The organism is Candidatus Cryosericum terrychapinii, assembly GCF_003570925.1.
GTDB lineage: Bacteria > Caldisericota > Caldisericia > Cryosericales > Cryosericaceae > Cryosericum > Cryosericum terrychapinii.
Genome location: NZ_QXIS01000035.1, coordinates 51,823 through 57,822, shown reverse-complemented (window position 1 = coordinate 57,822; position 6,000 = coordinate 51,823). Strand labels below are relative to the sequence as shown.

Genomic DNA, 6,000 nt, shown 5'->3' with positions numbered 1-6,000 from the left:
GCATATGCACTTCCGATCATGGACCGCCTGCTGACGGGGCCACGCGGTTCGCTGCGCGCCCTTATCGTCGCCCCAACCCGAGAACTGGCAGAACAGATCGCCGAGGACTTCCGTGACCTGGGCCGCAAGGCTCGCCTCACCGTTCTCACCATCTACGGCGGCGTCGGCATCAACCCACAGATCGATGCGCTCCGGCGCGGCGTCGACATTGTCGTCGCCTGCCCCGGTCGCTTGCTGGACCATATCAGCCAAGGCACGGTCGACCTCACGAAGATACAGGTCCTCGTCCTCGACGAAGCGGACATGATGCTGGACATGGGCTTCCTGCCCGACGTCCGCCGCATCATCAAGAACCTCCCTGCCCAGCGCCAGAACCTGTTGTACAGCGCCACCATGCCGGAGGACATCCGCCATCTGGCCGACGCTATCCTGCATGACCCCGTGACGATCCAGATTGGACACTCCGCTCCGGTAGAAACGGTTTCACATGCTCTCTACCCGGTGCCACAGCACCTCAAGACACCGCTGCTCATCGAGTTGCTGAGGAACACTGACACGGAGTCGGTTCTGATCTTCACACGGACCAAGCACCGTGCCAAAAAGCTTGGCGAGAAGCTGGCGAAGGAAGGCTACCGCGCGACGTCGCTGCAGGGCAATCTGTCACAGCGCGCACGCCAGGCAGCATTGGACGGCTTTCGTGACGGCAGCTACAAGGTGCTGGTCGCTACCGATATCGCGGCCCGCGGCATCGATGTAACGCAGATCTCGCACGTCATCAACTATGACATCCCGGACACGACGGACGCCTACACCCATCGCATCGGGCGTACCGGCCGGGCTCTCCATTCGGGAGATGCGTTCACCCTCGTCACAGACGAAGACACGATCCTGGTCCGTGATATTGAGAAGGTTCTGGGAACGCCCATCGAACGGCGTACTCTCTCCGGCTTCGACTACAGGGCCCCGGCTCCAAGGCGCGAAACCGAGTTTGCCTGGGACCCCAGACCCAGTACGGGTTCCAGCCGCCCTCAGCGTTCGGCCGGTCGTGACGGTCAGTCCGCTTCAGCACCGAAACATCATGAAAATAGCATGAATCTGCCAAAGAGCTTGAATCATCGGTCAGAGACAAGAAGACCGGCCAATATCCGGACCTCTTGACAGCGTTTGCAGAGAAGTGATATAATAAGGTTGTGATAGCGCCAAACGTTATCACATGCCCTCCTTCGCAGGGGCCCCGTCTGGGGCCCCTCGCTTTTTTCCGCGACTTGTACCTGTTCCGGTACGCTATTCGTGAATCGTCTGCCCGAGCGTCGGCACATCCACGAGGACGAAGTCCGAGTGGTCGATCGCCCCCACCATGAACTCGGGCTCGTCCGCTATGCGCGCCTGATCGCCTACCTCATAGTCGACCCCATTAACAGTCAGAGCACCGCGGGTCAGGTAGAGAAATGCGCGACGGTCCGGGGTCATCCGGTATTCGATCATTTGGTAGGGTTCGAGGGAGCCGACGAAAACGGTTGCATCCGCGTTCATCGGAATCGCCCCTACCTTGTTCTGACCAGAGGCGACTGCGACCAGTTCGTTGGGGGGAGGAAGCGCTCCAAATGAAGCCTCAGCATGAGTCGGCATCAGTCCCGGCGCCCGCGGAAAAATCCCCACCTGATACAAATGGGCTTGTCCCGGGCACTCGTTCATCTCCGCGTGACGGACGCCGGTCCCAGCAGACAGGACCTGGACATCTCCTGGACGAAGGCGTACCGGAGGCTGAACCCCCTGCCGCTGTCGTATCTCCCCTGCCACGACGATGGTGACGACCTCAATCTCGTCATGGAAGTGGAGCGGAAAACCACACGCGGGGTGGATAAGGTCATCGTTGAAAAACCGGAGACCACCCCAGCGGACGTTTCCGGGCTCGAAGTAGTCGCCATACGAGAACAGCAGGAAGTTCTCGGCACTCTGCGACGCGGCGAGGTGTCGCTTCTGCGAGGCTACGCGGCGGATCATCCAGCCTCGCTGTCAAGCTGGTCCTCGGATAGAATCTCGCCAGCACCGATCATGTCGAGAAATGTCAGCCCGACTGTAGGATCGAACTGCGTCCCAAGGTGTCTTGCGATTTCCTCCCGGGCCTCTGCCACCGAGAGAGAGCTGCGATATGGACGCTGAGACGTCATTGCATCGAATGTGTCGGCGAGAGCTAGAATTCGAGAGCCGACCGGAATACGTTCTCCTGACAAGCCATCTGGATAGCCTGCTCCATCCCATCGCTCATGGTGATTGCGGATAATACCCGCAACATTGCGCAGCTGCGCGATGGGGCGAAGGATGCTCTCGCCGACCAGAGGATGCGTGTCCATGAGCACCACCTCTTCCGCCGTCAGACTGGATGGCTTGTCCAGCAGACGGTCGGGGACCGCTACCTTGCCGATATCGTGGAGACGGGCGGCCAGCTGGATCTCGGCCGCATCGGCGGCATGGCCCAGGACCCTGCGAGCAACCTTGCCGGCCATGAAGGCGACTCGGGTGGAATGCCCGCACGTATATCGATCTCGAGCCTCGAGTGCGTCGACCAGCGTGATCATGCCGTCCACAAAGCGTTCCTGCAGCGCATCCTGCAGGGCCGCGACCTGCTGCTGAAGCCCACAGAATCGCGCTTCCTGACGAGCATCCTGAAGCTGCCGGTCTGTCACGTCGTGAGATGTAACGGTAGTACCAGCATAGATACCTCCCGGCGCTTTCACGGGGACGCATCGGTGTTCATAGACCCTGCCTGTCGACGGGTTGCCCTCGACAACCGAGAACTCCGTCGCTGTTCCTGTCCGGAGTGCTCCAAGACCCTGTTCGATGTCCTCGGTCACTGAGCCTGCAAAAAGCAGGGGAAAAGCAATGCTGGCATCCGGCCGCGGACCCCTGATAAGTCGCGCCTGAGCGTTGAGCGTAACAACATGATCAAGAGCATCGGCCACGACGACGCCGTCAGGAAGCTGTTCGAGAGCCAATCGTATCAGTTCACCTTCATCCTGAGCCATATGCGCCTCCTAGGCGTCACGTACCACGTTCCTTCAAGAAAGTCTAGCGCGTTGTGGTGTCAAGTAAAACAATGTCAGCTGAGACAGCAGGAATGGGCGTCACTGCTGAGGGGAAATAGAAAAGGCGAAAGGCTGACGCCTCTCGCCATTGTAGTAAGTTGGTTGGAGAAAGAAAGTCGGAACCTTCTCATCTAACGCGTTCGTCATCATAGCGGGTTCATCGCGGCACACAAGACCAGGTCTCACACACAATCGTTCACAATTTGTGCAAGAAGCCGAAAGAAGCGCTGCAGATCAAACTTTGATATGTGCTCCCTTCCACCATACCATCTACGCCATTTTACCTGCGACAATACTGTTGCAAAAGGGGCGAGGTGGCATACCATAAAGTTACAGGCCTGCCCAGCGCTCACGTGGAACGCCGATGCCGACAATCACGGGCGACCACAAGGGGAGCACGAAATGGAGCTACGTGGAACGCTGAGGGACTTCTCACTCGAGGCCATCCTTGGCCTGATTCGGAACGGTCACAAGACAGGCACACTGCGTCTCGCAGTCACGACGCCGGTGGCAATGCTGCGCCGGGTCGACCTGTCCTTTCTGGGCGGGGAGATAGCATCGGTCCAGTGTGGCTCTCTTCGCGGGCTTGACGCTTTGCGTGAGGCGGCAATATGTGTGGAAGGCTCATTCGAGTTCAGCGTCGACAGCGCACTCTCCCCTCAGGACGAGACCGTCCCGGTTGCCATGGAAGTTGCGCTGGCGACCATCGACGAGGCACGCAACGCAATGAAATCTCTGGGCGCAACCCTTCCTGCCGCCGGCGTAGCATTCAGTCACGCCGTCCCTGCCGATGACACCATCCACATCAGTGTCGAGGAGTTCCGCCTGCTGGCCGTCACGCGCGATGGCATGACCCTGAACGATCTCATCGCAACGAATACTGCACCTACCGTAGATTCGATGCGAATCGTCCGGCAGCTCATGGAACGAGGCCTCCTCGTCGCCGGCCCCGCCGTGCCAACCGTCGGCCAGTGAGATAACCGGCTGAACTGACCCCTCCAACCGGGTGACACCAAGCGCGAACAGCATCACAGGCTCACTCTGGACCTTTCTGTTGATGGGTGCCTCATAAGAGAGACGGGTACCCGAAATCCAGAACACAGGAGGCACAGATGACCGTCCAGGACCAGGCAGGAACGATCCGCATCACGTTCGTCAGCACGAAGGGTGAGACCATCGCCTACGTCAACCCACTTGCCACAGACGCCGTCGCATACGCGTGCGCCGGACAGCTTATGACTCTGCTCACTGAGCAGACGGCCGCCATCGTACGCAACAGGCGGTCCGCATTCGTGGAGTAAGGAGGTAACCCATGGCTGATTCTCAGACCACCGTCCTTCGCCTCGTGTTCGGCACCGACACACCCGGCAAGAGCTATGCAATGGAGTTCAATAGCCCCAAGCCCAACCTCACGGATGCTCTGATCCGTCCGGTGATGCAGCAGTTCATCGACGGCCAGCTGATCAGCGGAAAGAATGGCATGCTCACGAGCATCGAAAGCGCCGGCATCGTCACGCGTCAGGTGACAGACGTCATCTCGTAACAACCGCGTATCCATCAGGGCATAACAAGAAGGGGCGCAGCCATGGCTGCGCCCCTTCTGCATTTCCAACGTCAGTCTAGTCCTTGACGTTGACTCCCGCCCGCAGGGCCACGTCGGCCGCAACGATCCCCCTGGCTACAAGGTCCTTGACGCACTTCTCCATGGTCATCATCCCCAAGGCGCCGCTCGTCTGCATCGTGGAGACGATCTGGTAGGACTTGTTCTCACGGATGAGGTTCCGGACGGCCGGTGTCGCTATCAGTACTTCCGTGGCCACGACCAGCCCATTGCCGTCCTTGCGCGTCAGCAGTTGCTGTGTCACGATGGCCGACAGGACATTTGCCAGCTGGATGCGGATCTGCCCCTGCTGTGCGGCGGGAAAGACGTCGATAATGCGATCGATGGACTGCGGAGCCGAATTGGTGTGCAGGGTCCCGAACACCAGGTGTCCAGTCTCGGCTGCCGTCAGAGCTGCCGCAATTGTCTCCAGGTCTCGCAGTTCTCCCACGAGGATGATGTCGGGGTCCTCTCGCAACACAGCGCGCAGAGCATGCGCGAACGATTCCGTGTCCTCGCCCAGCTCTCGCTGAACCACGATGCCCTTGCGGTGCTGGAACAGGAACTCAACGGGGTCCTCGACGGTGACCGTATGCACATCGCGTTCCTGGTTGATCTTGTCGATCATCGCCGCAAGCGTCGTCGACTTGCCGTGGCCGGTCGGGCCCGTCACGAGCACAAAACCCTTCTCCAGCTTGATGAGATCCTTCACGACGTCCGGCAACCCGAGCGAATCGAGGTCGGGGATGGTGAATGGGATGCGCCGCATGGTCACGGCCATCGTGCCCCTCTGGCGGAACACGTTCACGCGGAACCGTGCCAGTCCCTTGACCGAGTAAGAGAAGTCGAAGTCCAGATGCTGCTTGAACACAGCCTTCTGATCGTCGTTCATGATGGGGTACACGAGCGCTTCGATGGCGCCTCCCGACATCATCTCGGTACCAATCGGCAACAGATGCTTGTGGAGACGCAGCATGGGCGGCGTTCCCGCCTGCAGATGCAGGTCCGAAGCCCCTCGATCCACAACGATCTTCAGGATATCGTCCAGGCCCCTGATTTCTACGGGTGCCCTGTTGAGTTCTTCCATCAGTACCTCCACAAATCGGCCGGACAGTGAATCCTTGTACCGCGCCTCTATTTAGTATAGCAGGACACTCGTTTCTTCCAGTTATGAGACACATATCCCTGGCTTGACCATTGCCAACGTAGGCTGTTCAGCCTCCAGGTAGCTGTGCGCTTCCACAACCGGGCATGATTGACAAACCTGCTTGGGGGCAGTAGCATGAACTTATAGTCATGGAGCGCATGACCGTG

Annotated in this window: 7 protein-coding genes; 4 read left to right on the top strand and 3 right to left on the bottom strand. The window is 59.3% G+C overall.

Annotated elements, in window-relative coordinates; all coding sequences use genetic code 11:
* The coding region (locus SMC7_RS07110; protein ID WP_133298282.1) for a DEAD/DEAH box helicase at positions 1-1,158 on the top strand (1,158 nt) is incomplete at its 5' end.
* 126 nt (positions 1,159-1,284) lie between these two features.
* Here the strand turns inward: SMC7_RS07110 and SMC7_RS07105 are convergent.
* Together SMC7_RS07105 and SMC7_RS07100 are read right to left on the bottom strand one after the other, a co-directional pair.
* A complete protein-coding gene (locus tag SMC7_RS07105; RefSeq protein ID WP_119089658.1) occupies positions 1,285-2,004 on the bottom strand; it encodes a pirin family protein in 720 nt (239 codons plus the stop codon).
* Positions 2,001-3,026, bottom strand: a complete 1,026-nt coding sequence (locus SMC7_RS07100; protein WP_119089657.1) for an HD domain-containing phosphohydrolase — start codon at positions 3,024-3,026, stop codon at positions 2,001-2,003. The genes SMC7_RS07105 and SMC7_RS07100 overlap by 4 nt, the downstream gene beginning before the upstream one ends.
* Before the next feature lie 462 nt (positions 3,027-3,488).
* Here SMC7_RS07100 and SMC7_RS07095 point away from each other — a divergent pair, with 462 nt between their 5' ends.
* The 3 genes from SMC7_RS07095 (at position 3,489) to SMC7_RS07085 (ending at position 4,629) form a co-directional block, all read left to right on the top strand.
* Positions 3,489-4,061 carry a DUF4388 domain-containing protein gene (locus SMC7_RS07095; protein ID WP_165845218.1) on the top strand — a complete coding sequence of 191 codons (573 nt, stop codon included), beginning with the start codon at positions 3,489-3,491 and terminating at the stop codon, positions 4,059-4,061.
* Between the two features lie 137 nt (positions 4,062-4,198).
* Entirely contained in the window at positions 4,199-4,387 is a 189-nt protein-coding gene (locus tag SMC7_RS07090) for a hypothetical protein (RefSeq protein ID WP_119089655.1), read from the top strand.
* An 11-nt stretch (positions 4,388-4,398) separates the two neighbouring features.
* Positions 4,399-4,629, top strand: a complete 231-nt coding sequence (locus SMC7_RS07085; RefSeq protein ID WP_119089654.1) for a DUF2922 domain-containing protein — start codon at positions 4,399-4,401, stop codon at positions 4,627-4,629.
* A 76-nt stretch (positions 4,630-4,705) separates the two neighbouring features.
* On the opposite strand, the gene SMC7_RS07080 is transcribed toward SMC7_RS07085, so the two are convergent.
* The gene (locus SMC7_RS07080; RefSeq protein WP_119089653.1) at positions 4,706-5,773 is read right to left on the bottom strand and encodes a type IV pilus twitching motility protein PilT; all 1,068 of its coding nucleotides are present in this window, start codon (positions 5,771-5,773) and stop codon (positions 4,706-4,708) included.
* Positions 5,774-6,000 lie beyond the last annotated feature (227 nt).

Coding starts and splice junctions, on each gene's coding strand:
- SMC7_RS07105 (WP_119089658.1), bottom strand. CDS start 2,004: ATGATCCGCCGCGTAGCCTCGCAGAAGCGACACCTCGCCGCGTCGCAG.
- SMC7_RS07100 (WP_119089657.1), bottom strand. CDS start 3,026: ATGGCTCAGGATGAAGGTGAACTGATACGATTGGCTCTCGAACAGCTT.
- SMC7_RS07095 (WP_165845218.1), top strand. CDS start 3,489: ATGGAGCTACGTGGAACGCTGAGGGACTTCTCACTCGAGGCCATCCTT.
- SMC7_RS07090 (WP_119089655.1), top strand. CDS start 4,199: ATGACCGTCCAGGACCAGGCAGGAACGATCCGCATCACGTTCGTCAGC.
- SMC7_RS07085 (WP_119089654.1), top strand. CDS start 4,399: ATGGCTGATTCTCAGACCACCGTCCTTCGCCTCGTGTTCGGCACCGAC.
- SMC7_RS07080 (WP_119089653.1), bottom strand. CDS start 5,773: ATGGAAGAACTCAACAGGGCACCCGTAGAAATCAGGGGCCTGGACGAT.